Below are 23,568 nucleotides of genomic sequence, written 5' to 3'. Positions count from 1 at the left end.
GTCTGAACGGCGGCCTCAGAAGTTCGACATCACATCGCCCAGTACCGACTCGATATTGCGCGGATCGTTCGACTCGTAATACTGCCCCCCGGTCGCCGCCGCTATCTGCGACAACACCCTCTTCCCGGCCGGCGTCAACTCACTCCCGAACGCCACCGGATACACGTGCACCCTCGGCGCCTTCTTCAGCGACGTCAACAACGCCCCCGGCGAGATGCTCCCCGGATCCTGATTATCCCCGTCCGTCAGCAGCACGACCGCGTTGATGCCGTCCGCATCCGCGGACTCCCGCACGGTATCGACCGCATCCCGCGCCGTGTCGTACAGCCCGGTGTCGTTCTTCGCCTTCAGACTGTCCAGCCCTCGGCTGAGCGCAGCCTCGTCCTTCGGACCCAGCGCCACGATCTGCCGATGATCGACCGACCCCGACAGGTGCGTCGAGAACTCCCACAGCCCCACCGAATCGTTCGACCCGAAATACGACAGCGACTCCTTCGCCGCCCGGGTCGCCAACTGCAACCGCGTCGTACTGGTCCCCGGCACCTTCTCGTTCATCGACCCCGACGTGTCCAGCACGATCAGCACGTTCGCCGGCTTGTTGAGGTTCCGCCAGGCTCCGAGCAGCGCCTGCACGGCGGCCGGCTGCGGCGGCGCGAACGCGGTCGGGGCGTCCGCACTGATCAGGCCGTTCGACTTGGCCACCACGTCCGGATCGAGCTTGTCGTCCGCACCGCGGAACCCCGCGGCGCGGAACGTCTCCTGCTGCGGACCGGCCAGCAGGAAGCTGAGGAATTTGTCGGCCGCGGTCCGCTTGGCGGGCGTCACCCACGGCGCGTCGATCACGCTGTCGACGGTGACGTACGGATGGTCGGAGACCAGCGTTCCGTCGCTCGGGTGCAGCGCGACGAGCTTCTCCTTCGGCGGCGGCAGATGGCTGGCCCCCGCGCTCAGCGGCTCGCCCTGGTTGTACGCCCAGACCGTCTGCTCCTCGACCGCGAGCGCCGAGACCGTCGTCGCGGCCTGCTCCTCCTGCTGCTGCCGCAGCGTGTCGAGGAACGTCAGCGTCGTGTCTCCGTAGCGGTCGGTCGACCGCTCCAGGGTCCTGAGGAAGAGTTTGACGCTGTTCCGCTCCAGATCTTGTTGGACGTCCCCGGTGTGGCCGGGTGCGGCCAGGTACGCGGCGAGCGTCGCGTGCAATCCGGACGTCGAGACGAGCGGGTTGGTGCGCGCGAACACGAACGGGGTGTTCGAGTGGCTGGCGGCCTTCCAGGCGGCGTCGTTACCGGCGTAGCGGGCGATGTCCTGCCAGCTGGGTTGCCGGTCGGGCCAGCCCAGGGCCTTGGCGGTGGCTTCCGGGGCGGCGATGACCAGCGGGGACCGGGCCAGGCTGGGCGCCTTGGCGGGCGTCCCGATCGCACCGACGCGCTGGCCGACGAGGCCGACCCAGACGCTGGAGGCGGGTGACCAGACGTCCGGCCGGTCGCCATAGTCGTCGGTCGGCCAGCCCTTGGCCAGCGCGTCGACGGCCTCACCCGACTTCACGGTGACGATCCGGACCTTGATGCACCGCCCGTCGACGTCGCTCGGATCGGCATTGAAGCGATCGGCGAGCGCGCTGACGATGCCGGACTTCTCCGGCGAGGCGGCGACGACCAGCGGGAGCTCGCCACTGCAGCCCGAGACGCTGTCGATCAGGGCCCGGGAGCCGAGGACGCCCCCGGCAAGCACCACGAACGCGACGACCCCGGCGACCGGAACCAGCCAGCGGCGCCTCTTACGCGGAGGCTCGGGCGGCGGCCCGGCCACCGGCCGCCCCGGCCCGGCCACCGGCCGCCCCGACGGCGGCGGCGCCCCACCCGCCCCGGCCCCACCCCGCGGCGGAACCGGCAACTGCCCGCTGCTACGCAGCCCAGGAATCGGCACCGGACTGGTCCCCGACCCACCCCGAGGCGGCCCAGACACCGGCCCCCCGGACACCGGTCCCCCAGACACTGGCGGCCCCGAAACCGGCCGCCCCCAGCTAGGCCCCCCAGACGTGGGAGGCGCCGGCGGCGCCCCACCCCGCCAAGAGCCTGGAGGCCCAGACACCGGCCCCCCAGACACCGGAGGACCAGACACCGGAAACTCCACCGGCCCCAAGAACGGCGTAACCGTAGTCACTGGCGCCGAAGACTCCCCAGCCGCCGCAGCCTCACCCAGAACCCGAGCCAACTCCGCCGCCGAAGGCCGATGCGGAGGATCCGGGTCAAGACACCGATCCACGGTCGCCGACAAACTGTGCGGCAACGCCGGTAAGTCATAAGCCAACGACCGATACCGACCCGACTGAATAGCCGTGATCAACGCCCCGAGCGTCTCCTGCTCGAACGGCCGCCGCCCCGACAAACTCTCGTACAGCAAGACCCCGAACGACCACACGTCCGCGGCCGGCCCGGCCGCCTGCCCCTCGAGACACTCGGGCGCCGTGTAAGCCAACGTCCCGACGATCTCCCCCTGCTTCGTCAGCCCGGTCGACTCCACCGACTTCGCGATCCCGAAATCCGCGAGCTTGGCCGAGCCGTCCGCGCTGATCAGCACGTTCGCCGGCTTGATGTCCCGGTGCGTCACGCCGACCGCGTGCGCGGCCGCCAACGCCCGAGCGACCCCGGCGAGCGCGGACGCCACCCGCGGCGGCGACGGGTTGCCCCGCGACAGCGTGTCCTTCCAGCTCCCGCCGGTCAGCAGCTCCATGACCAGGAACGGCGTCCCCGGAGCGGCGTCGACCGTGTCGCGCTCGGTCACCCGGCCGACGTCGTAGACCGCGACGATGTTCGCGTGGTTGAGCCGGGCGGTCGTGCGGGCCTCGCGCTGGAAGCGTTCCGGCGTCGTCAGCGTGTCGCCGGCCTGGATCAGGACCTTGACCGCGACGGGCCGGTCGAGGTGGACGTCGTGCGCGGCGTAGACCGCACCGGTCGCCCCGCGCCCCAACACCTCGCCGAGGACATATCGGTCTCCGAGTCGAGGCCCGGTGCCCGCAGGTGTCACCCGACCTCCCCTCGCCCTCTGCAGGCCAGGATAGGACCAGGGAGGAAGCGACCCGTGTCGGATCCCCGTCAGGCTCCCGCGAGCCGCGGCGGGAAGCCCCCGGTAGCGATCGGTCCCCACCGCTCGATCGAAATCCGGATCAACGCCTTCCCCTGCCGCTCCATCGCCGCCCGGTACCCGTCCCAGTCCGGATGCTCACCGGCGATGACCCGGTAGTACTCGACCAACGGCTCCAGCGCCCCCGGCAGATCGAGTACCTCGGCCACCCCGTCGATCTGCACCCACGGCCCGTCCCAGTCGGACGAGAGCACGCAGATGCTGGCCCGCTCGTCGCGCCGGGCGTTGCAGGCCTTCGCCCGCTCGGGGTACGTCGCGACGACGATCCGGCCGGCGTCGTCCACCCCGCAGGTCACCGGCGAGAGCTGGGGCCGCCCGTCTTTCCGGGTGGTGGCCAGCAACCCGTGGTGACGAGGGCGCAGGAACGCCAGCAGTGCGGTCCGGTCCACGACGTTCGAGGTCGCGTAGTTCGGCACCTACGCAGCGTAACCACAATCCGGCGTAACCAAACCCGACATCCGACGGGTACATTGCGCCGCCGCGTGTAAGGCTGGACGTGTGTTCGTGCCCAAGCTGGTCGCCACCGATCTCGACGGAACCCTGCTCAGATCGGACCTGACCGTCTCGGAGCGCACGCTCGCCACCTTCGAACGCCTCGAGCGCAGCGGCATCACGCTGGTCTTCGTCACCGGCCGGCCCTGGCGCTGGATGGACCCGGTCCTCGCCCAGACCGGCCGGCGCGGCCGGGTCGTCTGCGCCAACGGAGCGGTTGTCCTCGACGGCGCCTCCGGCCAGGTGCTGCAGAACTGGACGATCCCGGCCGACACGCTACGAGCGGTCACCGAATCGGTCCGCGACACGTTCCCCGACGCGATCTTCGCGGTCGAACGCGGCCGCCGGATGCTGCACGAACCCGAGTACCCGGTCCGGCACGACCTCGGCCGCCGAGACGAGAACCAGGTCTCCTACGACGAGCTGGTCGCTGAGCCGGTGGAGAAACTGCTGATCCGCGCGCCCAGCGTGGAGGCGGCCGAGCTCTGGACGCGCTGCACCCGGGTCTTCGACGGTCGGGTCACCCCGACCCACTCGGGCTTCCGCGGCCTGATCGAGGTGTCGGCCGGCGGCGTCACCAAGGCCACCGGCCTGGAATGGGTCGCCCAGCGCTGCGGCGTCGACCCGCAGGACATCGTCGCCTTCGGCGACATGCCGAACGACATCCCGATGCTGACGTGGGCCGGGCGCGGCGTGGTCGTCGCCGACGCCCACCCGGAGGCGGCCGCGGTCGCGCACACGGTGACGACCGGCAACGACGCCGACGGGGTGGCGACCTACCTCGACGCCCTGCTGGACGAGGTCGAAGCCACCACCCCGCGCTGACCTACAGGTACTGGCCGGTGCCGTGGCCGGTCGGGCCGCCCTCGGGAGAAACGATGCCCCCGAGCCCGGGCGGGAGCGCCGGGCGTCCGCGCATCTGCTCGAGCTGCATGCGGGCCGCCATCTGCTGCGCGACCAGCGCGGCCTGGATGCCGTGGAACAGGCCCTCCAGCCAGCCGACCAGCTGCGCCTGGGCGATCCGGAGCTCCGGCTCGGTCGGCGTCACGTCGTCGGTGAACGGCAGCGAGAGCCGCTCCAGCTCGTCCCGCAGCTCGGGCGCCAGCCCGTCTTCCAGCTCGGAGATCGACCGCGCGTGGATCTCCTTGAGCCGGGCCCGGCTCGCTTCGTCCAGAGGCGCCGCCCGCACCTCCTCGAGGAGCTGCTTGATCATGCTGCCGATCCGCATGACCTTGCCCGGCTGCTCGATCAGGCGCGCCGGGTCGTTGTCGCTGTCTTCTTTGCCCAATTCAACCGGCATTGCGCCGACCGGCGAGCCGTCCGGACCCATCACCATCACGGTCTGACCGGGCGAGTCGGGGCGCTCATCAGGGGACTGAGGTTCGGTCATGGGACCATCCTCTCCCAATCTTCTTGTGCTTGCGGACGCCGGTGGCGGAGGGTGCAGGGTATGCCCTCTCAACCCCTGAGTACTCCTGCTACTGCTGAGTTGACGGTCCGACCCGCGGAGATCGCCGACGCGCCCGCCATCCGCGACCTGATCAACGTCGTGGATCTCGTCGACACCGGAGAGGGTGGCTACGCCGTCGACGAGGTCGAGGGCGACCTCCGCCGGGCCGGGGACCTGGCCCGGGACTCCTGGCTCGCCTACGACGGCGACCGCCTGGTCGCCTACGCGGTCCTCTGGCCGGCCTCCGCGAGCGGCCGGCTCGACGTCGACCACTACGTGCTCCGCGACGCGGTGTCGGCCGGTTCGCTCCTGCTCGACCTGCTCACGGCCCGGGCCGCCGAGATCGCCGCGGCGACCGGCGTCGAGGCCGCCGACCTGCATCTGGCGCTCACGCCCGAGTCGGTCCTCGCCGTTCACGCGCTCCCGGTGCGCGGGTGGCGCGCCGTGCGGCGCCACCACGTGCTCACCCGTCCGGTCTCTCCTTCCGACGACGCTGAGCCCGCGCTCCCGGCCGACGTCACGATCCGGGTCGCGACGTCGCCCGACGACCAGGAGACCGCGTACCGGCTCGTCCAGGAGACGTTCGCCGGGCACTTCGGCTTCGAGCCGACGTCGTACGACGAGTGGCGCAAGCGGATGGACGCCGACCACCGCGACTGGACGCTGACCTGGATCGCGTCCCGGGGGTCGACCGACGTCGGAGTGCTGATCGGGCACAACGACCGGGAGGCGACCGGCTGGGTGCAGAACCTCGGGACGGTCGCCGCGGCCCGGGGCGGTGGCATCGCCACCGCGCTCCTACGGACGTCGTTCGTCGAGTTCGCCGCCCGCGGACGCAGCGCGGTCGGCCTGGGCGTCGACACCGAGAACGCCCACAACGCGCTGCACTTCTACACCGGCCTGGGCTTCCAGCTCCAGTTCGCCGCCGACACCTGGCGCCTGGTGGTGCCCGCGCCTTAGCGGACCAGCAGCACCTTGCCGATGACGTCGCCGGAGTCGGCCGCGCGGTGGGCCTCGGCGGCGTCCGGGAGTGCGACCGCGCGGTCGATGACCGGGCGGATCTTGCCGAACTCCAGCAGCGGCCAGACGTGCGCCTTCACGTCCGCGACGATCTCGGCCTTCTCCTCGGCCGGACGCGCGCGCAGCGACGTGGCGGTGATCGAGGCGCGCTTGGACATCAGCGCACTCAGGTTCACCTCGCCCTTGACGCCGCCCTGCATTCCGATCACGAGCAGCCGCCCGTTCGTGGCCAGTGCCGAGACGTTCCGCTCGAGGTACTTCGCGCCCATGTTGTCGAGGATCACATCGGCGCCCCCGACCTCGTCGAGCACCTCGACGAAGTCCTCGGTGCGGTAGTCGATCGCCCGTTCGGCGCCGAGCGCGAGGCAGCGGTTGTGCTTGGCCGCGCTGGCCGTCGTGAACACGCGGGCGCCGTAGGCCGAGGCCAGCTGGATCGCCGCGGTGCCGATGCCGCCGGCCCCGCCGTGCACCAGGAACGTGTCGCCGGGGGCGAGCCGCCCGACCGCGAAGACGTTGGCCCAGACCGTGCAGTACACCTCGGGCAGGCCGGCCGCCTCGGCCAGCGAGACGCCCTCCGGGACCGGCAGCACCTGCCCGGCCGGGACGGCCACCTTCTCCGCGTAGCCGCCGCCGGCCAGCAGCGCACACACCTCGTCGCCGGCGCTCCAGCCCTCGACGCCGGCCCCGAGCGCGACGATCCGGCCCGAGCACTCCAGGCCCGGGTACTCGGACGCCCCCGGCGGCGGCGGGTAGAAGCCCTGGCGCTGCATGATGTCGGCCCGGTTCACCGCGGACGCGACGACGTCGATCAGGACCTCGCCGGGCCCGGGTTCCGGATCGGGGACCTCGGTCCAGCGCAGTACCTCGGGTCCGCCCGGCTCGGTGATCGTGATCGCGTGCATGGTCGCCAGCCTATTGAACGAAGCGGGGCCCCGCGCGCTCGCGCGAGGCCCCGGTCGATCATTGGGTTTACTGGGGGAACTAACTACCGATCAGGACTGACGGGTCACCCTCCGAAAAAGGTTCCAACCGGCCATCCGGACAATTGCTACCGGCTGGCCGCGGTGGAGCATCTGGTTGTGCGTGTTGGCCAGCGCCTGTACCTCGCGACGGTTCGTTCGCGTGACGCCGGGCCGTGCGCACTCTGGGCAGTGCAGCCGGTACATCGCGGTTCCTCTCATGCGACGGCCCGCCTCGGCGAGCTGGCTGTTCCCCGGTGCTGTGCCGGGACCACCTGTTCCCATGCTTAGAGACGGTAGGCATCCCCGTCCACCGAGACCAGCCGACCCGCTGTGAGAAAGATGTGGCCTGTTGGCTCAACTGAGGGTCCGTAAGGCTGATCAGCGCCGTCGGCGGGAGTGTCGTCCGGACCAGGTATTCTTGTAATCAACGAGACCTCGCGGGGGCCCTCCAGCAGCTCAGGGGAATCCACGACCTCGTAAGACTGTTCCTTCTAGGCGACGCGAACCCGTGTCCGGTGGTGTGTGGGTTCGGCGTACCGATCCGTGTATCGGAGATCCCCTGTTACCCCGACCGGGGTGGATGGCCATAGCTGCTGTCGTCCGCCCGGAAAGCTGTTCTGTGCCAACGCTGTCTGCTGTTTCTGAAATGCCTGATTTCGCATCGGAAGATGCAATTCTGGAGAGTTTGGAGCCCGACACCGCTCCGGCTCTGATCCCGTTCTCCGACCTCGGCCTGCCGTCCGCGATCGTGACTGCGCTCGGCCGGCAGGGGCTGACCGACGCGTTCCCGATCCAGTCGGCGACGATTCCCGAGGTCCTGGCCGGTCGAGACGTTCTCGGCCGTGGGGCCACCGGCTCCGGAAAGACGCTGGCCTTCGGGCTGCCGCTGGTCGCCAAGCTGGCCGGGGCCCGGGTTCGTCCCGGTCACCCGCTCGGCCTGGTGCTGGTGCCCACCCGGGAGCTGGCTCTGCAGGTCACCGACGCGCTGGCCCCGCTGGGCCGGGCGGTCGGCGTGCGTGTTCGCCCGATCGTGGGCGGCGCGGCCATGTCCCGGCAGCTGGAAGACCTCCGGCGGGGCGTCCACGTGATCGTGGCCACTCCGGGCCGGCTGGAAGACCACATCCGCCGCGGTAGCGCGGTGCTCGACGACGTCGAGATCACCGCGATCGACGAGGCCGACCAGATGGCCGACATGGGCTTCCTGCCGGTCGTCCGCGGCCTGCTCGACCAGGTCCGGCCGGACGGCCAGCGCCTGCTGTTCTCGGCGACGCTCGACAACGACGTCGACACGCTGGTACGCGAGTACCTCCACGACCCGGTCACGCACTCCCTGGCCCCGGCCACGGCGTCGGTCGACACGATGGAGCACCACATGCTCCACGTGATCCACGCCGACAAGGTGCGTGTCGTCGCCGACCTCGTCCGGTCCACCGGCCGCACGATCGTGTTCGTGAAGACCCAGGCCGGCGCCGACCGGCTGGCCGAGCAGCTCACCGAGCGCGGCATCTTCTCCGAGCCCCTGCACGGCGGCCGGACGCAGGGCCAGCGCAACCGCGTGCTCGCGAACTTCAAGAACGGGCGCTCGCCGGTTCTGGTCGCGACCGACGTGGCCGCGCGTGGCGTCCACGTCGACGGCGTCGGGCTGGTGGTGCACTTCGAGCCGCCGACCGACCCGAAGTCGTACCTGCACCGGGCCGGTCGCACGGCTCGCGCCGGGGCGTCCGGCGTGGTGGCGACCCTGGTCGCGCCGTACAGCCGGAAGACCGCGCACCGGCTCGCGAAGCTGGCCGGCATCAACCCGATCCGGTCGACGATCGCGCCCGAGGCACCGCTGCCCAGCGTGCTGACCGACAAGCTGCCGCCGGCTCCGCCGCCGCCGACCGAGGAGGAACTGGCCGCGGCTGAGTCCCGTCGTCGTCGCAATCGTGAGTTCGACGGTGAGCGCGGACGCAGCGGCGGGTTCCGTCGGAATTCGCCGGATCGCCGCGAAGGCGGCTACCGCGGCGGACCGCGCCGGTCGGACCGGCCGCGCTGGTCCGAGCGGAGCGACCGCCCGGAGGGCGGCGACCGTTACCCGCGCGGCGAGCGGCCGGACCGCGGCGAGCGGCCCACCGGCGGCGAGGGCCGGCCGACGCAGCGGTCGGGCGACGACCGCGGCTACCGGTCGGACCGGGGAGACCGTTCCTACCGGGAGCGGTCCGACCGGGACCCGCGCCGTCCGCGGTGGACGCCGGAGCAGCGCGCGTCCCGCAGCGGCGGAAACCGCAGCGACAGCTGAGTAGTAGATAGTGACCGGCCGGATGCTCGGATGAGCATCCGGCCGGTCGCGTGCAGGGGCCCGGTGCGGTCCGGCGACAATGCGGCATGGCTTCTGCGCGGCAACTGGTACGCACTGAACGGTTGCTCGACCGGGTCGTGGCCGGCTTGCTGGCGATCGGAGCGCTCGGCGGGCTGTTCGCCGCCTACCACTTCCTCGGCGAGATCGCGCTGCTCCACCGGGCGCTGCGCGCCGGCGACGACACGGTCGAGAACATCGATCCCGGCACCGCGCTGCCGACGGTGTACGTCCTGGGCGGTTACGCGGTCGGCTTCGCGCTGCTGTTCGCCGCGGTGGCGATCCTGATCCTGCGGGCCTCGTCGCTAGGGGCGCCGCTGCTGCGGGCCGCGGTTCCGGCCCTGCTGCCGGCCACGTTGCTGGCGTTCCTGGCCGCGTACATCCGGTACCAGGAGTACGTCGACGCGATGCCGCCGGAGACCCGCGACGCGGCGTACCGGGGTCACATCTTCGGCCAGATCATCGGCGGGGGGATCGGCGCGGTGGCGGTGGTCGCGACGCTGCTGGTGCTGATCGGCGCGGCCGTCGTGCGCTGGTTCCGGCCCGCGCCCGACCACTGGGAGGGCCCGCCAGGCCCCGTGGCGGCGGGGCCGCTAGGGCCGCCGGCCTCAGCGTTGAACGCTGGCAAGATCCTGGCGTTGACCGGAACGGCGATCGCGTTGGTGGTGCCGGTCGCCTGGGTGCGCCCGGTCGGCGACGAGGGGCACCTGCCGAGCGAGTGGTCGCTACTGGCCCTGCTGACCGGGTTTCTCGCCGTGGCCGCACTGGTCGCGGCCGGCCTGACCGCGCTGGCCCGCCCCGCCCGCCTGACGTTCCGCTACGCGGGCCTGGGCGCGCTGGTCGTAGTCGGGTCGGTCGACTGGGTCGTGACCCTCTGGGAGTCGTTCTACGCGGACGTGGCGTTCGGTACCGAGCGGGTGGCGGGGGTAGCGGTGCCGTGGACGGCGGCGATCGCCTGCGGCCTGGTCAGCAGTGCGCTCCTGACCGCGGCCGCGGTCGCCCTGACGATGCCCCCGCTCCCGGCCGAGCCGGACGAGGCACCCACCGACGGTCCTCGCGCCGGCCGCCTGTCCGAGTCCGCCGAGGCCCGGGCCGCCCGCCGAGTCGGCGAATCCAGCCCCGAACCGAGGTGGCAAGCCTTCCCCGAGGACGACTGAGTGCTGGCCCGGTAAGACGGAGCGGCGTTGGTGGCAAGAACAGGTATGACCGACACGCTCCGGGCCGAGGTCCGACCCCCGGCCCGACCACCGGCCGCCTCCGCCGGGCCGCCTCCCGACGTCGACACGCGCCGGATCGGGCACGACGCGGCCGCACTGGAGCGGTTCTATCGGGCGCACTACGACGAGATCGTCCGGTATTTCTCCCGGCGGCTCACCGATCCGCACGACGTGGCCGACCTGGTCGCAGATACGTTCCTCGCTGCCGTCGAGAGCGCGAGCACGTTCGACCCACGTCGGGGCCGGCCGCTGCCGTGGCTGATCGGCATCGCCCACAACCGCCTCCGGCGGTTCCACCGCGACCGCACCAGCGACCACCGAACGATGGGCCGCATCATCGGACGGCGGTTACTGGAGCCGGACGACGTCGCCGACCTCGAGGCCCGGATCGACGCCGAGCGGCGTGGTGCCGGAGCAGTCGGCCTGCTCGCGGCCTTACCCGAGTCCCAGCGCCAGGTGGTTGAACTCGTCGACGTCCACGGGTTGACCCCGGCCGAGGCCGCCCGGGTGACCGGCGTCGGGGCCGGCCTCGTCTACGTCCGTCTCCACCGCGGCCGCACCGCGCTGCGCGCAGCCCTCACGAACTCCGAGGAGCACCAGTGAGCCGATTCCAGGACGCGCTCCTCGCCGAGCTCGTCACCCACGTCGAAACACGGGCCGATGACGTGCCCTCCCCGCGCCGGACCTCCCGCGTTCGACGCGGGGTGGCAACTGTCGCCGTGACCACGGTGATCGCCGCGTTGCTGGCCGGGCTGAGTGCCTGGCTGACGCCGAGCGCGGCCTACGCCTTGACCGAGGACCCCGACGGAACCATCACGATCACGTTCCACGACCTGACCGACGCCGAGGCACTCAACCGTGATCTGCGCGCCCACGGTGCGGGTCGGGTACGAGCGATCGGCGTCGACGAGCTGCCGGCGTGCTCGGCCACCGCACCGGCCCGACCGGGTGCCCGAACCGGCATCGGGAGGGCCGTCGGCGGGACCGATCCGGCCATCGCTCCGTGGGGCGTCCTGACGGGGGTGGACGGAGGGGAGCCGTTGGCCTACTTCTTTGCCGACCGCGGAACCCCTGATCGGCGCATCGCCAGGCAGACCCGGAACGAGCTGACGATCGACCCCGCCGCGATACCGCCGAGCCAGGTCGCGGTCGTCGTCGTCATGGACGCCCTCGGCCACCAGAGCCGGGGAGCCTACGGGGCTCTCTACCTGCTCCCCGCTCCCGGCCCGACGTGTATGGTCGGCGGCCGGCCGCGCTGACCGGTCAGCCCTCGCCCTCGAGCAGGTGCTCGAGGTACCCGGCGACCCCGTCGTCGTCGTTGGAGCGGGCGACCTCCTCGGCCACCGCCTTCAACGACGGGTGGGCATTCGCCACCGCGACCCCCCGCCCGGCCCACTCCAGCATCGGAATGTCATTGGGCATGTCGCCGAACGCCAGCACGTCCGCCGCCGCCACCCCGAGCGTGTCGCACACCACGGCCAACCCCGCCGCCTTCGTCACCCCGGTCGGACAGATCTCCACGAACCCCTGCCCGGCGTACGTCACCTCCCCCACCGAAGGCGGCACCACCGACCGAGCCACCGCGAAGAACTCGTCGACGTCCAGCTCAGGCGCCAGCACGAACAGCTTCAGCAGGTCACCCGAGAACATCGCCGCACGATCCAGCGGCTCCCACGGATCCGGATACGGCCACGCGAACCCCGCGTCCCCGTGCAGCGGCGCCGAATCCGACTCTTCCGCCTCGACGGTGACCAGCACCGGCCCGACCCGCTCCTCGATCAGCGCAACCGCCTGCGCGGCGACCGCACCGGCGATCCGCGTCGCCTTCAGCACGCCCCCGGTCTCCAGGTCGAGGACGAACCCGCCCTGCGCGCACACCAGGTACCGCGAGACGTCCACCGCGGCGGCCGAGAGCGTGCGCAGCCGGGGCCCGCGCCCGGTCACCCCGACCACCTCGACGCCCGACGACCGCACCCGGCGCAGGACGTCGTGGGTGTACGAAGACACCGTCCCGTCCGACCGGATCAGCGTCCCGTCGAGGTCGGTCGCGACGAGCCTCGGCAGCACACCCGCTCCCATCGGCGCGGGCCACCCGGAACTTACGGGAACCACCGGCTCAGCACCGTGGCGCAGCCGTCCAGCTCGACCGGGTCGGTCACCTCGTCGGCGAAGGACTGGACGACCTCGGGCGCCTGGCCCATCGCCACCGCCCAGCCGACCCACTTGAACAGCTCGATGTCGTTCGTTCCGTCGCCGATCGCCAGCACGTCCGACGGGTCGATGCCCAGGTCGGCGCAGACCATCGCGGTGCCGGTCGCCTTCGAGACGCCCGGCGCCTGGACGTCGAGCCAGGCCGAGAACCCGAGGTCCCAGCTGTACTCGGCCGGATCCAGGACCTCGGCCGCGACCGCACCCATCCGCGTCACGTCCCACCCGGGCGCCACGCACACGAGACGAACGGTCGGTTCGGCCACCAGCGTCTCCAGGTCGACGACCCGTTCCCGCCCGACCGTGAACTCCCGGTGGAACCCATCCGTCACGACGAACCCGCCCGGAGCGCGCTCGGCCGCGAACACCGCCTCGGGGATCCGGGCGGCGAGCGCCTTGGCCGCCGGCGCCACGTCCACAGTCACGCTGTGGATAACCGACGCCGTTCCGGCGTCGTACACGACCGCGCCGTTCGTACACACCAACTCGACGCCTCGGATCCCCAGCGCCACCGCGGTATCCACAGCGTCGGGAACGGCCCGACCGGTCGCCACCACCACCGGCACGCCGGCGTCGATCACCCGGCCGACCGCCGCGGCCACCGCGAGGCTCGGCCGGGTACCCGCCCGCCCGTACGGCACGACGGTGCCGTCCAGGTCGAGCGCAACGAGCTTGGGACGCCAACCAGGTCTCACGGCGCGAGCACGTCCCGGCCGCCGAGGAACGGGCGCAGCGCGGCCGGCACCACCACCGACCCGTCCGGCTGCTGGTGGTTCTCCAGGATCGCGACGATCCACCGGGTGGTCGCCAGCGTCCCGTTCAGCGTCGCCACCGGCTCCGGCCGCCCCGACGCCCCGCGATGCCGGATGTTCAGCCGCCGGGCCTGAAAGTCGGTGCAGTTCGACGTCGACGTGACCTCGCGGTACCGGCCCTGCGTCGGCACCCAGGCCTCGCAGTCGAACTTCCGCGCGGCCGACGACCCGAGATCACCGGCGGCGACGTCGATCACCCGGTACGGGATCTCCACCTTGGCCAACATCTCCTCCTCCCACGCGAGCAGACGCTGGTGCTCCTCGTGCGCCTGGTCCAGCGTCGTGTAGGAGAACATCTCCACCTTGTCGAACTGGTGGACGCGAATGATCCCGCGGGTGTCCTTGCCGTACGAGCCGGCCTCCCGGCGGTAACACGTCGACCAGCCCGCATACCGCTTCGCGCCGCCCGACAGGTCGAGGATCTCGTCCGAGTGGAAGCCGGCCAGCGGCACCTCGCTCGTACCGACCAGGTAGAGGTCGTCGGCCTCGAGCCGGTAGATCTCGTCCGCGTGCGCGCCGAGGAACCCGGTGCCACCCATGATCTCGGGCTTCACCAGCGTCGGCGTGATCACCGGCGTGAAGCCGTACTCGACCGCCTGGGCGATCGCCATGTTGAGCAGCGCGAGCTCCAGCAGCGCGCCGACGCCGGTCAGGAAGAAGAACCGCGACCCGCTGACCTTGCTCCCGCGCTCCATGTCGATAGCGCCGAGCTTCTCGCCCAGCTCCAGGTGGTCCAGTGGAGCGTCCAACGAAGGAATCGTCCCGACCTCACGCACGACGACGTAGTCGTCCTCACCCCCGGGAGGCGCGCCCTCCTCGACGACGTTCGGAATAGCCAGGTGCGCCTCGCGAAGTGCGGCATCCGAAGAAGCCTGGTCGGCCTCGGCCGCCTTCACCGTCGCCGCCAGCTCCCGAGCCGCGGCCACCAACGCGGGCCGCTCCTCCTTCGAAGCCGCCTTGACCTTGTTCGAGACCGCCTTCTGCTCCCCGCGCAGCGCGTCGGCCTTGGCCACCGCGGCCCGCCGGGCCTCGTCCGCGGCCAGCAGGTCGTCCACCCGGGATTCCGACTCGCCCCGGGCACGCTGGCTAGCGCGAACGGCGTCCGGATTGTCCCTGAGGAAGCGAAGATCGATCACCCGCCAAGCCTACAGACGGGCCAAATCCATTAGGTCCACCGTCACCGTGAGCATGCCGTCGTCCCAGGCCCGGTGCAGCGGCAGGCCGAGCCCGGCCAGCAGTCGCAGCATCGGCTGGTTGTCGGGCCGCACGACCGCGTGCACCTGCTCGCACTCGGAGTCGGCGGCCGCGGCGAGCAGCCGTCGGGTCAGCGCCGTGCCCAGCCCGTGCGCCTGCCACGCGTCCTCGACCAGCAGCCCGAGCTCGGCCGGCGTCGCCTCGTCCGTGCACCACATCAGGTTCCCGAGCGCGACGATCTGCCCGTCCGGCGCCACGCCGACCAGCGACACCCCCAGGCGCGGATTGATCAGCTTGGCCAGCTGCCGCGCGCTCGGGCGCGCCATCCCGGAGTTGTACCGCCGGTACCGCGAGGAGTCCGAGCACCGGTCGTGCATCGCGGCGATCGCTCCGAGGTCGGCCGCCTCCGGCCGACGCCAGCGGACCGCGTCCGCCTCCGGCGCGCTGAGGACCATCGCCAGGTCCGCGAGGGCGTGCGCCCGAGCCGCCTCCGACGGCGTCAGTCGTCCATCCATGCGGACGATGTGCAGCGAACCACCGCGGGGATCGCGAAGCTCGAGGTCACCACCGCCTCCCGGAGCCGGTTTCCACTGCACCGCGCTGCCGTCCAACAGCTCCGACATCGCGAGCGGCAGGCACTCGGGATCCCGCACCAACCGGGCCGCCAGCTGCAGCGCCCGGGTCGGCGGATCGGCCAGCCCGTGCACGTCCGCCGGACGAACCACCGCGCGGCGCCCGCCTCCGGCCGCCACCGCCGCGGTCAGGTCCTCGGCGGTCAGCGACGCCGGCGCGTCCGCGACGAAGTCGTCGACCGCGCCCGCCACGACCGGGTGCACCTGCACGGACAGGATGTTCACCGACAGGTCGGCCAGGCTGCTCGCGAGCGCGGCCAACCGGCCCGGCTCGTCGTCGACGACCGTTCGGATCTGCCACAGAGTCATAGGGCCATCGTGCGGGGCCAGGATTTCCGGATCGTTCCAGAAGGATGACCCGTCCCCGTGCCGTGAATCACACGAACTGCGAAACCAGCCCGCGTAACATGGAATAACGTGCGTTTTCTCCAGGCCTCCGGCGGCCCGACCACGCCGACAGCTGACCTGACCTACAACGACGTCTTCATGGTGCCCGCGCGCTCCGACGTCGGGTCCCGTCTCGACGTCGACCTCTCGACCGTCGACGGCGTCGGAACGACGATCCCGCTCGTCGTGGCGAACATGACCGCGATCGCGGGCCGCCGGATGGCGGAGACCACCGCCCGACGGGGCGGCCTGACGGTCATCCCGCAGGACATCCCGCTCGACGTCGTCGCGAGCGTGGTCGAGTGGGTGAAGCAGCGGAACCCGGTCTACGAGACCCCGGTGACGCTCAGCCCGCACCACACGGTGGGGGACGCGCTGGCCCTCATCCACAAGCGGGCCCACGAGGCCGCGGTCGTCCTCGACGGCGACCGGCCGGTCGGCGTCGTCACCCCGGCCGACTGCTCCGGCGTCGACCGGTTCACCCAGGTCGAAGAGGTGATGAGCAGCGAGCTGCTGACGATCACCGAGGGCACCCCGATGGACAAGGCCTACGGGACGCTGCACGACTCGCGTCGCAGGCTGGCCCCGGTCGTCGACGCCGACGGCCGCCTGGTCGGCGTGATCACCCGCACCGGCGCACTGCGCAGCACGCTCTACACCCCGGCCCTGGACGCCGACGGCCGGCTGCGCATCGGCACCGCGATCGGCATCAACGGCGACGTCGCCGGCAAGGCGAGCGCGCTGCTCGAGGCCGGAACGGACGTCCTGGTCGTCGACACCGCCCACGGGCACCAGGAGAAGATGCTGGCCGCCGTCCGCGCGGTCCGCAGCGTCGACCCGTCGGTGCCGATCGTGGCCGGCAACGTCGTGACCGCCGAGGGCACCCGTGACCTGATCGAGGCCGGGGCCGACATCGTGAAGGTCGGCGTCGGCCCGGGTGCGATGTGCACGACGCGGATGATGACCGGCGTCGGGCGTCCGCAGTTCAGCGCCGTGCTGGAGTGCTCGGCCGAGGCGCGCCGGCTCGGGCGGCACGTCTGGGCCGACGGCGGCGTCCGCCACCCGCGCGACATCGCGCTGGCGCTGGCCGCCGGCGCGGCCAACGTGATGGTCGGCTCGTGGCTGGCCGGCACCTACGAGAGCGCCGCCGACCTGCAGCAGGACGGCGACGGACGGCTCTACAAGGTGTCGTTCGGCATGGCGTCGTCGCGGGCCGTGCGTCAGCGCACCCGCACCGAATCGGCGTTCGACCGGGCCCGCAAGGCGCTGTTCGAGGAGGGCATCAGCTCGGGGAAGATGTACATCGACCGCGAGCGGCCGGGCGTCGAGGACGTCATCGACCAGATCGTCGCCGGCCTCCGGTCGGCCTGCACCTACGCGGGCGCGACCAGCCTGGAGGAGCTGCACGAGAAGGCCGTGGTCGGTATCCAGTCGTCGGCCGGCTACGACGAGGGCCGCCCGCTACGCACGAGCTGGTAGGGCGTCGGCCAGGAGCTTGTCGGTCAGCGCGCGCAGGTACTCGCGGGCCTTCGGGTCGTAGGCGGTCGGGTCGGCCGTCGCCTCGCGCTGTCCGTCGAAGAACTTGCCGCTGATCCCCTCCAGCTTCACCAGGCGGGCCGTGGCCGCCACCCCGTCCTCCAGGGCGGTGAGCGGCGTGACCCCAGCCTCCGCGACCATCCCGGTCGGCATGTACGTACCGGGATGGATCGCGTTGGCGGTCACCCCGGACGCGGCCAGGTCGAACGTCCACATGATCTGGGCGAGCTTGCTCTGCGCGTAGGCGCGCGATCCGCCGTAGGAGCGTTCGAGCAGCGGATCCGCAGGATCCAGCGGAGCCTGGCCCAGCGAGGCGATGTTGACGACCCGGCCCGGCCGCACCGCGGCGGTCAGCACGACCCCGGCCAGGTAGTTGACCGCGAACCGGAGCTCGATCCCGTCGGCCGAGACCTGCCGTCCCTGCCCGCGCGGGCCGCTACCGATCCCGGCGTTGTTGACCAGGACGTCCAGCGTTCCGAACCGCCGACGCACCTCGGCCCCGAGCTCCTCGACGGCTCGCAGGTCGCCCAGGTCGGCCGCGACGGTTTCGCCGACGCCGGCCGCGGCCGCTTTCTCCGCGCTCCGCCCATGGACGATCACCGTCGCACCGTCTGCGGCCAATGAACGCGCGAGCGCCAGACCGTGGCCGTTCGTCGCACCCGTGATGAGGACCGTCAGATCAGCCATACTTCGACCCTATGCCCGTCGAGGAGCTCGTCGCCGCGGTCCGCACCGCGCTCGCTGGGGCCGCCGATCCGGACAAGGCGGCCCCCATGCAGGCGTACATGAAGTCGACGATGCCGTACCTCGGCGTCGGAAAACCCGAGCGGGCGAAGGCGCTGAAGGCGGTCTTCAAGGACCACCCGCTGCCCGACCGGGCCGCCTGGGAGCAGGCGGTCCTGGCGCTCTGGCACGACGCGACGCACCGCGAGGAGCGCTACGCGGCGATCGACCTCACCGGTCACCGCGCGTACCAGCCGTTCCAGGACGCGGAGACGCTGACGCTCTACCGCGAGCTGATCGTCGACGGGGCCTGGTGGGACTACGTCGACGAGATCGCGAACCGTCGCGTCGGCCCGATCCTGCACGCCGACCGGGACGGGGTCACGCCGACCATCCGGGCCTGGAGCACCGACCCTGACCCGTGGCTGCGCCGGACGGCGATCCTGACCCAGCTCAGCTTCAAGACCGACACCGACCTCGGCCTGCTCGCCGACGTCATCGAGCCGAACCTGGCCGAGAAGGGCTTCTTCCTGCGCAAGGCGATCGGCTGGGCGCTGCGCCAGTACGCCTGGACCGACCCGGAGTGGGTCCGGGCCTACGTGGACGCCCACGAGAGCCGGCTTTCCCCGCTCTCCCGCCGGGAAGCGATGAAGAATCTGTAGACATGGTCGTCATGAGCCGGGAGCGGTTCGAGGAACTCGTCGGCGATGCCCTGGACGCGATCCCGGAGGAGCTCCTCCGCCGGATGAGCAACGTCGTCGTGCTGGTCGAGGACGATCCGCCCGAGCCGGGGTTGCTGGGGCTGTACGAGGGACACGCGCTGACCAACCGCGGCTGGGACTATTCGGGCGTGCTCCCCGATCGGATCACCATTTTCCGTAACCCGACGCTCGCAATGTGTTCGTCCGAACAAGAAGTCGTCGACGAAGTGGCAATCACGGTCGTCCACGAAATTGCTCATCATTTCGGCATTCCGGATGCGCGGCTCCACGAACTGGGCTGGGGCTGAGCATTTGCTGTGCACTCCGCACACCTGCTGTGGCCCGTAGGTCCTACCCTGTAGCCACTGTTACGCGGAGGGAAAACCATGCGCTCAGAACTGTTCGCCGCCTCGAACATGGAGCAGGAGTCGGCGCAGCCGGGCCTGCGTCTGCAGAATTCGAAACTCCTCAAGGTCGAGCTGCGCGGCGAGGTCTTCGCTCGCGTCGGCTCGATGGTCGCCTACCAGGGAAACGTGCAGTTCCAGGCTCAGGGCTCGGGCGGTTTGGGCAAGTTCCTGAAGCAGAAGCTCACCGGCGAGGGCGTCCCGCTGATGAAGGCGGTCGGCCAGGGTGACGTGTTCCTCGCCGACAACGCTGCGGACATCTACCTGATCGACCTCGAGGGCCCGCACGACGGCCTGACGATCAACGGCGCCAACGTGCTCGCGTTCGAGCCGACGCTGCAGTGGGACATCAAGATGGTGCAGGGCGCGGGCATGTTCTCCGCCCAGGGCGCATTCAACACGGTCTTCTCCGGTCAGGGCCGCATCGCGGTGACCTGCAAGGGCACGCCGGTCGTCCTCAAGGTCGACCAGCCGACCTACGCCGACCCGCAGGCCGCGGTGTGCTGGTCGGCCTCGCTGCAGACCGGCTACCACCGGGCCGACCAGCTCGGCCTGGGCACGCTGATCGGCCGCACGACCGGTGAGGCGTTCACGATGAGCTTCGCCGGCCAGGGCTTCGTCGTCGTCCAGCCGTCCGAGATGCCCGCCGGCCTCGGCGCGGGCGGCGGCGGGGGCCACCAGCAGCAGCAGGGTGGCGTCCTCGGCGGTCTCTTCCAGTAGGAACGACAACGGCGGGCCACCCCTCGGGGGGTGGCCCGCCGTTGTTCTGTTCTCAGCAGCGACGCCAAGACACCTGGTCGGCGGCGGCGACCTCGTCCCGGCCGGCGTCGTCGAGCAGGCAGCAGGTGAGGCAGGGCTGCTGGTACGCCGGCAGCGTGTACGCGTAGCAGCAGGTCCGACGCAGCAACAGCGGACGCCACCCGCGCCCGTCGTCCAGCTCGGCGATCTCGATCAGCGAGGCGACGCCGTCCGGAAGGATCGAGAGCAGCGACCGCACCGCGGCCGCGCGATCGGGCAGCAGGGCCGGGTCGGCGGTCGCGGCCGGGTAACCCATCGACTGGGCGACGGTCCCCCACAGCGGACGCGGCCCACCACCCCGGAGAGCCTGGAAGGCCTGGACGGCCGGGGCCAGGTGCTCCTCGACCAGGGTCCGGCGCAGCACCGCGAGCAGCTCCGCCTCGGTCTCGACGACCGCGACGCCGGGCTGCCCGGCCATCGGGTCGTCGGGCAGAACCGTGAAGTGCACTTCGAGGAATTCGGCGAGGGGCTCACCGCTCGGATCGATCGAGACGGCGACGCGCGACGAGGACACGTCGAGCACCCGGAGTTCGGAGACCCAGGCGCCGATCGCGACCTCGATGAGCGCCCAGGTGTAGGCCTTGAACGCGAGAGCCGACGCGACCGGGAACCGGTCGCTGCCGTGCTGCTCCCCGTACCGGGTGATCCAGTCGCGCAGCGCGCTCCGGTCGGCGAGGAGATCGGCGGCCGGCCGACGCGCGGTGGACGGCGGGAGCGTCATCGCCCAGCCCCTCTAGACCTCGTCATAGGGTTAGGTTAGCCTAACCGCACCAGAGAGGGAACGACTGGGGTACGAGGGGAGCCGTAACCTAGCTTGTCATCTTTGGTGTTGTCCGGCCGGGCGACTCAGCCCCGCCCGGCCGGACATGTCTAATCGGGTCCTACCCAGCTGGTGCTGATCTCAGGCCCGGTGGCTCTCAGGCGCCGCCGGCGCGGACGCGCTCGAGCCAGGCGGCGGCGTCGGCGAAGTCGTCGTCGGAGGGCTTGGCCCGACCGTCGCCCTCGTGGTCGGCGTTCGCCCGGGGATACGAGCCGAGGAACCGGACGTCCTCGCACACCCGGCGCAGGCCCATCAGCGCCTCACCGACCCGGTCGTCCTCGATGTGCCCGTCGCAGTCGAGGAAGAAGCAGTACCGCCCGATCCGCTCCTTCATCGGACGCGACTCGATCCGGGTCAGGTTGATGTCCCGCACCGCGAACTCGGTGAGGACCTCGAGGAGCGCCCCGGTGCGGTCGTGGTGGATGAACGCGACCAGCGACGTGACGTCGGCCCCGGTGCGGGCCGGCGGGGGCGCCGGCCGGGTCACCAGGATGAACCGCGTCACCGCGGCCGCGTTGTCGGCGACGTTCACGGCCAGCTCGGCCAGGTCGTACCGCTGCCCGGCGACCGGAGCACACACGGCCGCGTCCCAGTCACCCCGGACGACGCCCTCCGCTGCGTCGGCGGTCGAGGGTGAGGTGATGAGCTCGGCGTCCGGGACGTTCGTCCGGAGCCAACCCCGGCACTGAGCCAGCCCGTGCGGGTGCGACGCGACGGTCTTGATCGACCCGAGATCGGCGCCCGGAGCGGCGTAGAGGTTGAACGTGACCGGGAGCAGGACCTCCCGGTTGATCATCAGCCGCTCGCCGCTGGCCAGCCCGTCGAGCGTGGGGGGAACCGCGCCTTCGACCGAGTTCTCGAGCGGAACCAGGGCCGCGTCGGCGGTACCGGTGCGGACGGCCGACAGCGCCTCGGGGACCGTGACCATCGGCAGCAACTCGGCGTCGGCTGCCTCGGGGATCGAGCGGAGCGCCTGTTCGGTAAACGTCCCGGCCGGGCCGAGGTAGGCATAGCGCAACATGCCCGGAGCCTAACCGTCCGCGTCAGCTCAGACGCGATGGAAGAACGTCAGGGAGCCCAGGACCGCGCCACCGACCCGGAGGGGGGTCGCCACCGCGTCGAGCGTCCAGGTGCTCCCGCCGGCCCGGATGCGCATCAGCCCGCGGGCCAGGGAGGCGGTGGAGAGAGCGAACAGCGGAGGAATGCGCTCGACCTCGTCCGGACGAAGCCGCAGCCGCGAGGCGCTGAAGTCGACGAGCTCGATGACGTCTTCCAGGAGGCCCCGCCCGACCAGGCTCCCGCCCACGGTCGGTAGCCCGAGGGCCGCGTGGCAGCTGGAGGAAGCGGCGACGACGACCCCGTCCCGGTCGAGCAGGAGGCAGGGTTCCTCGGCCTCTTCGACGGCCTGGAGCCAGGTTTCAAGGGGCCGGACGCTGTCGACGAGTCGTAACGACGGCACCGCGTCCGGACCGACCTCCGACGAAGCCACGGTCATGTCGATGTGGGCCATGCAGCCCTCCTCCCGACAGCCGAGAATTTCCTGGTGCGGATTCGATGCCCGCGTAACTCTCTGCTCTAACCACCAGGGTAGACGCCATTACAGGATGCGTGCAGCGGAGTGACAAAGAGTTGCCTCACTTCGGATGGTCGTCCCGCAAGGTGGGACGGAATCGCCCCATCGAACCCATGCGTGATCATCCGCCGCGCCTGTTCCGAATTTCGTCTCACGGGAAGGCGACTGGATCGATTGCGGAATCCGCGAGAATGCCCGGTCGGCGCGATCGATTTCTTGAAGTGACTTCTGAACCTGGTTCAAATATGGGTCCTGATAGCCCAGGTGTCCGACTGCCCCTTCCCCCGATTCCCTGATCACCAAGGTTTCCGCAAGCGCCGAGATGCGGCTTGAGTGCGGCGGGACGCCGACCAAACGGGCGCGCCGTGACGCGACATCCCTAGGCGATGGGAGGTCGTGGAAGACCGCCCTTGGAGCGGCTGGACCGCAAACAGCATCGCGTGGATCTTTCCCCCCAGCGTCGACATCTATCTGGGCTGGCTCGGGACGAGACCGATAGAGCGCCGCTTCCGCGGTCGGCCCAGCCCCGGCCGGGGCAGCGCAACCTCCTCCAGTAGCGGCAGGAACTGCGGGCCATCGCCGGCCTGCCCGGCGAGCAGTCGAATGGACATCGGCCGGCTGCGGCCTTTCACGGCGAGGTGGCTCTTGCTGCCAGCCCGCCGCGAGACAGCACGTCGCCTCACCCCCGACCCCGGGGGCCGCGATGTCGACATGCGCGGCGCCGGGGTGATCGGCGGAGCCGCTTTCGCCGCCTGAGGGTGCGAGCCCCAGCGGCATGCTGATGCGCATGCTCGACCGAGATCCGGCGGCCTCGTGAAGGGCCTGATGATTGCGGCACCGCGGGTGGCGCTGCGCGCGGTCGCGTCGAGTGCGCGAGGTCCCGAAGCGCCTCCTGACCGACAGAGCGCGTGACCGTGGGGCTGCAGATTAGAAGATGCCTGGAGCGGCCCTGGTCGCGGCAGCCGACCCCGAGGTGCAGACAACGGCGCCGGCAAAGGGTCGGTGACGATGCTGGCGCGAAAGCCTATGGATGTTGGCGTTCGACCTACCTGCGCTCACGCCGGCCCTCGGATTCCATGGGTCGCATCCCAACCGGCCGACCGAATCCGGGCATGCGAAAAGGGCCGCTACCCGGTGCGGGTAGCGGCCCTCTTCTTCACGTA

The 23,568-nt window shown here is 71.2% G+C and carries 22 protein-coding genes; 10 read left to right on the top strand and 12 right to left on the bottom strand.

What is annotated here, in order from left to right; all coding sequences use genetic code 11:
- Positions 1–15: 15 nt before the first annotated feature.
- The gene (locus tag FL583_RS27480; protein WP_142707743.1) at positions 16–3,024 is read right to left on the bottom strand and encodes a protein kinase domain-containing protein; all 3,009 of its coding nucleotides are present in this window, start codon (positions 3,022–3,024) and stop codon (positions 16–18) included.
- Between the two features lie 68 nt (positions 3,025–3,092).
- Positions 3,093–3,557 (bottom strand): PPOX class F420-dependent oxidoreductase, encoded by a 465-nt coding sequence (locus FL583_RS27475; RefSeq protein ID WP_142707742.1) that lies wholly within the window; start codon positions 3,555–3,557, stop codon positions 3,093–3,095.
- Positions 3,558–3,645: 88 nt separating this feature from the next.
- On the opposite strand from FL583_RS27475, the gene FL583_RS27470 reads away from it, so the two are divergent.
- Positions 3,646–4,458 (top strand): HAD family hydrolase, encoded by an 813-nt coding sequence (locus tag FL583_RS27470; RefSeq protein WP_170323888.1) that lies wholly within the window; start codon positions 3,646–3,648, stop codon positions 4,456–4,458.
- A 1-nt stretch (position 4,459) separates the two neighbouring features.
- On the opposite strand, the gene FL583_RS27465 is transcribed toward FL583_RS27470, so the two are convergent.
- Positions 4,460–5,023, bottom strand: a complete 564-nt coding sequence (locus FL583_RS27465; protein WP_142707740.1) for a bacterial proteasome activator family protein — start codon at positions 5,021–5,023, stop codon at positions 4,460–4,462.
- Positions 5,024–5,122: 99 nt separating this feature from the next.
- Here FL583_RS27465 and FL583_RS27460 point away from each other — a divergent pair, with 99 nt between their 5' ends.
- On the top strand, positions 5,123–6,043 hold the full coding sequence (locus FL583_RS27460) for a GNAT family N-acetyltransferase (protein WP_142707739.1): 921 nt from the start codon (positions 5,123–5,125) through the stop codon (positions 6,041–6,043).
- On the opposite strand, the gene FL583_RS27455 is transcribed toward FL583_RS27460, so the two are convergent.
- Positions 6,040–7,005 carry an NAD(P)H-quinone oxidoreductase gene (locus FL583_RS27455; RefSeq protein WP_142707738.1) on the bottom strand — a complete coding sequence of 322 codons (966 nt, stop codon included), beginning with the start codon at positions 7,003–7,005 and terminating at the stop codon, positions 6,040–6,042. The genes FL583_RS27460 and FL583_RS27455 overlap by 4 nt on opposite strands.
- A 706-nt stretch (positions 7,006–7,711) precedes the next feature.
- On the opposite strand from FL583_RS27455, the gene FL583_RS27450 reads away from it, so the two are divergent.
- From FL583_RS27450 to FL583_RS27435, 4 genes are all read left to right on the top strand, one after another.
- Positions 7,712–9,343 carry a DEAD/DEAH box helicase gene (locus FL583_RS27450; RefSeq protein WP_205752497.1) on the top strand — a complete coding sequence of 544 codons (1,632 nt, stop codon included), beginning with the start codon at positions 7,712–7,714 and terminating at the stop codon, positions 9,341–9,343.
- A gap of 86 nt (positions 9,344–9,429) precedes the next feature.
- Positions 9,430–10,557: a hypothetical protein gene (locus FL583_RS27445; RefSeq protein ID WP_142707737.1), complete on the top strand. Its 1,128-nt coding sequence runs from the start codon at positions 9,430–9,432 to the stop codon at positions 10,555–10,557.
- A gap of 45 nt (positions 10,558–10,602) precedes the next feature.
- Positions 10,603–11,220 (top strand): RNA polymerase sigma factor, encoded by a 618-nt coding sequence (locus FL583_RS27440; protein ID WP_142707736.1) that lies wholly within the window; start codon positions 10,603–10,605, stop codon positions 11,218–11,220.
- The gene (locus FL583_RS27435) at positions 11,217–11,876 is read left to right on the top strand and encodes a hypothetical protein (RefSeq protein ID WP_142707735.1); all 660 of its coding nucleotides are present in this window, start codon (positions 11,217–11,219) and stop codon (positions 11,874–11,876) included. The genes FL583_RS27440 and FL583_RS27435 overlap by 4 nt, the downstream gene beginning before the upstream one ends.
- A 4-nt stretch (positions 11,877–11,880) precedes the next feature.
- On the opposite strand, the gene FL583_RS27430 is transcribed toward FL583_RS27435, so the two are convergent.
- From FL583_RS27430 to FL583_RS27415, 4 genes are read right to left on the bottom strand one after another with little or no spacing between them, the layout of a single operon-like run.
- Entirely contained in the window at positions 11,881–12,696 is an 816-nt protein-coding gene (locus FL583_RS27430) for an HAD family hydrolase (protein ID WP_142707734.1), read from the bottom strand.
- 20 nt (positions 12,697–12,716) lie between these two features.
- A complete protein-coding gene (locus tag FL583_RS27425) occupies positions 12,717–13,520 on the bottom strand; it encodes an HAD family hydrolase (protein WP_170323887.1) in 804 nt (267 codons plus the stop codon).
- Positions 13,517–14,773, bottom strand: coding sequence for a serine--tRNA ligase (gene serS / locus FL583_RS27420; protein WP_142707732.1), 1,257 nt, complete (start codon positions 14,771–14,773; stop codon positions 13,517–13,519). Before serS ends, FL583_RS27425 begins: the two co-directional genes overlap by 4 nt.
- 9 nt (positions 14,774–14,782) lie before the next feature.
- Positions 14,783–15,772: a GNAT family N-acetyltransferase gene (locus FL583_RS27415; protein ID WP_142707731.1), complete on the bottom strand. Its 990-nt coding sequence runs from the start codon at positions 15,770–15,772 to the stop codon at positions 14,783–14,785.
- A gap of 108 nt (positions 15,773–15,880) precedes the next feature.
- On the opposite strand from FL583_RS27415, the gene FL583_RS27410 reads away from it, so the two are divergent.
- Positions 15,881–17,329: a GuaB1 family IMP dehydrogenase-related protein gene (locus FL583_RS27410; protein WP_240746819.1), complete on the top strand. Its 1,449-nt coding sequence runs from the start codon at positions 15,881–15,883 to the stop codon at positions 17,327–17,329.
- Here the strand turns inward: FL583_RS27410 and FL583_RS27405 are convergent.
- On the bottom strand, positions 17,312–18,073 hold the full coding sequence (locus FL583_RS27405) for an SDR family NAD(P)-dependent oxidoreductase (RefSeq protein WP_142707729.1): 762 nt from the start codon (positions 18,071–18,073) through the stop codon (positions 17,312–17,314). The genes FL583_RS27410 and FL583_RS27405 overlap by 18 nt on opposite strands.
- Positions 18,074–18,084: 11 nt before the next feature.
- Here FL583_RS27405 and FL583_RS27400 point away from each other — a divergent pair, with 11 nt between their 5' ends.
- The 3 genes from FL583_RS27400 to FL583_RS27390 all read left to right on the top strand — a co-directional run bounded on the left by FL583_RS27400 (position 18,085) and on the right by FL583_RS27390 (position 19,934).
- Positions 18,085–18,771 (top strand): DNA alkylation repair protein, encoded by a 687-nt coding sequence (locus FL583_RS27400; RefSeq protein ID WP_142707728.1) that lies wholly within the window; start codon positions 18,085–18,087, stop codon positions 18,769–18,771.
- An 11-nt stretch (positions 18,772–18,782) separates the two neighbouring features.
- Complete coding sequence (locus FL583_RS27395; RefSeq protein ID WP_142707818.1) at positions 18,783–19,118, top strand: metallopeptidase family protein; 336 nt, start codon at positions 18,783–18,785, stop codon at positions 19,116–19,118.
- 78 nt (positions 19,119–19,196) lie between these two features.
- Complete coding sequence (locus FL583_RS27390; RefSeq protein ID WP_142707727.1) at positions 19,197–19,934, top strand: AIM24 family protein; 738 nt, start codon at positions 19,197–19,199, stop codon at positions 19,932–19,934.
- 52 nt (positions 19,935–19,986) lie between these two features.
- Here the strand turns inward: FL583_RS27390 and FL583_RS27385 are convergent, their stop codons facing one another.
- The 3 genes from FL583_RS27385 to FL583_RS27375 all read right to left on the bottom strand — a co-directional run bounded on the left by FL583_RS27385 (position 19,987) and on the right by FL583_RS27375 (position 22,342).
- Positions 19,987–20,733 carry an IucA/IucC family C-terminal-domain containing protein gene (locus tag FL583_RS27385; protein ID WP_142707726.1) on the bottom strand — a complete coding sequence of 249 codons (747 nt, stop codon included), beginning with the start codon at positions 20,731–20,733 and terminating at the stop codon, positions 19,987–19,989.
- A 196-nt stretch (positions 20,734–20,929) separates the two neighbouring features.
- A complete protein-coding gene (gene pheA / locus FL583_RS27380; RefSeq protein ID WP_142707725.1) occupies positions 20,930–21,853 on the bottom strand; it encodes a prephenate dehydratase in 924 nt (307 codons plus the stop codon).
- A gap of 27 nt (positions 21,854–21,880) precedes the next feature.
- A complete protein-coding gene (locus tag FL583_RS27375) occupies positions 21,881–22,342 on the bottom strand; it encodes a hypothetical protein (RefSeq protein ID WP_142707724.1) in 462 nt (153 codons plus the stop codon).
- Between the last annotated feature and the right edge of the window lie 1,226 nt (positions 22,343–23,568).

The organism is Cryptosporangium phraense (assembly GCF_006912135.1).
In the GTDB taxonomy this organism is placed as follows: Bacteria; Actinomycetota; Actinomycetes; order Mycobacteriales; family Cryptosporangiaceae; genus Cryptosporangium; species Cryptosporangium phraense.
The sequence above is the reverse complement of the archived record's forward strand: the minus strand, read 5'-3'. Positions and strand labels throughout refer to the sequence as shown.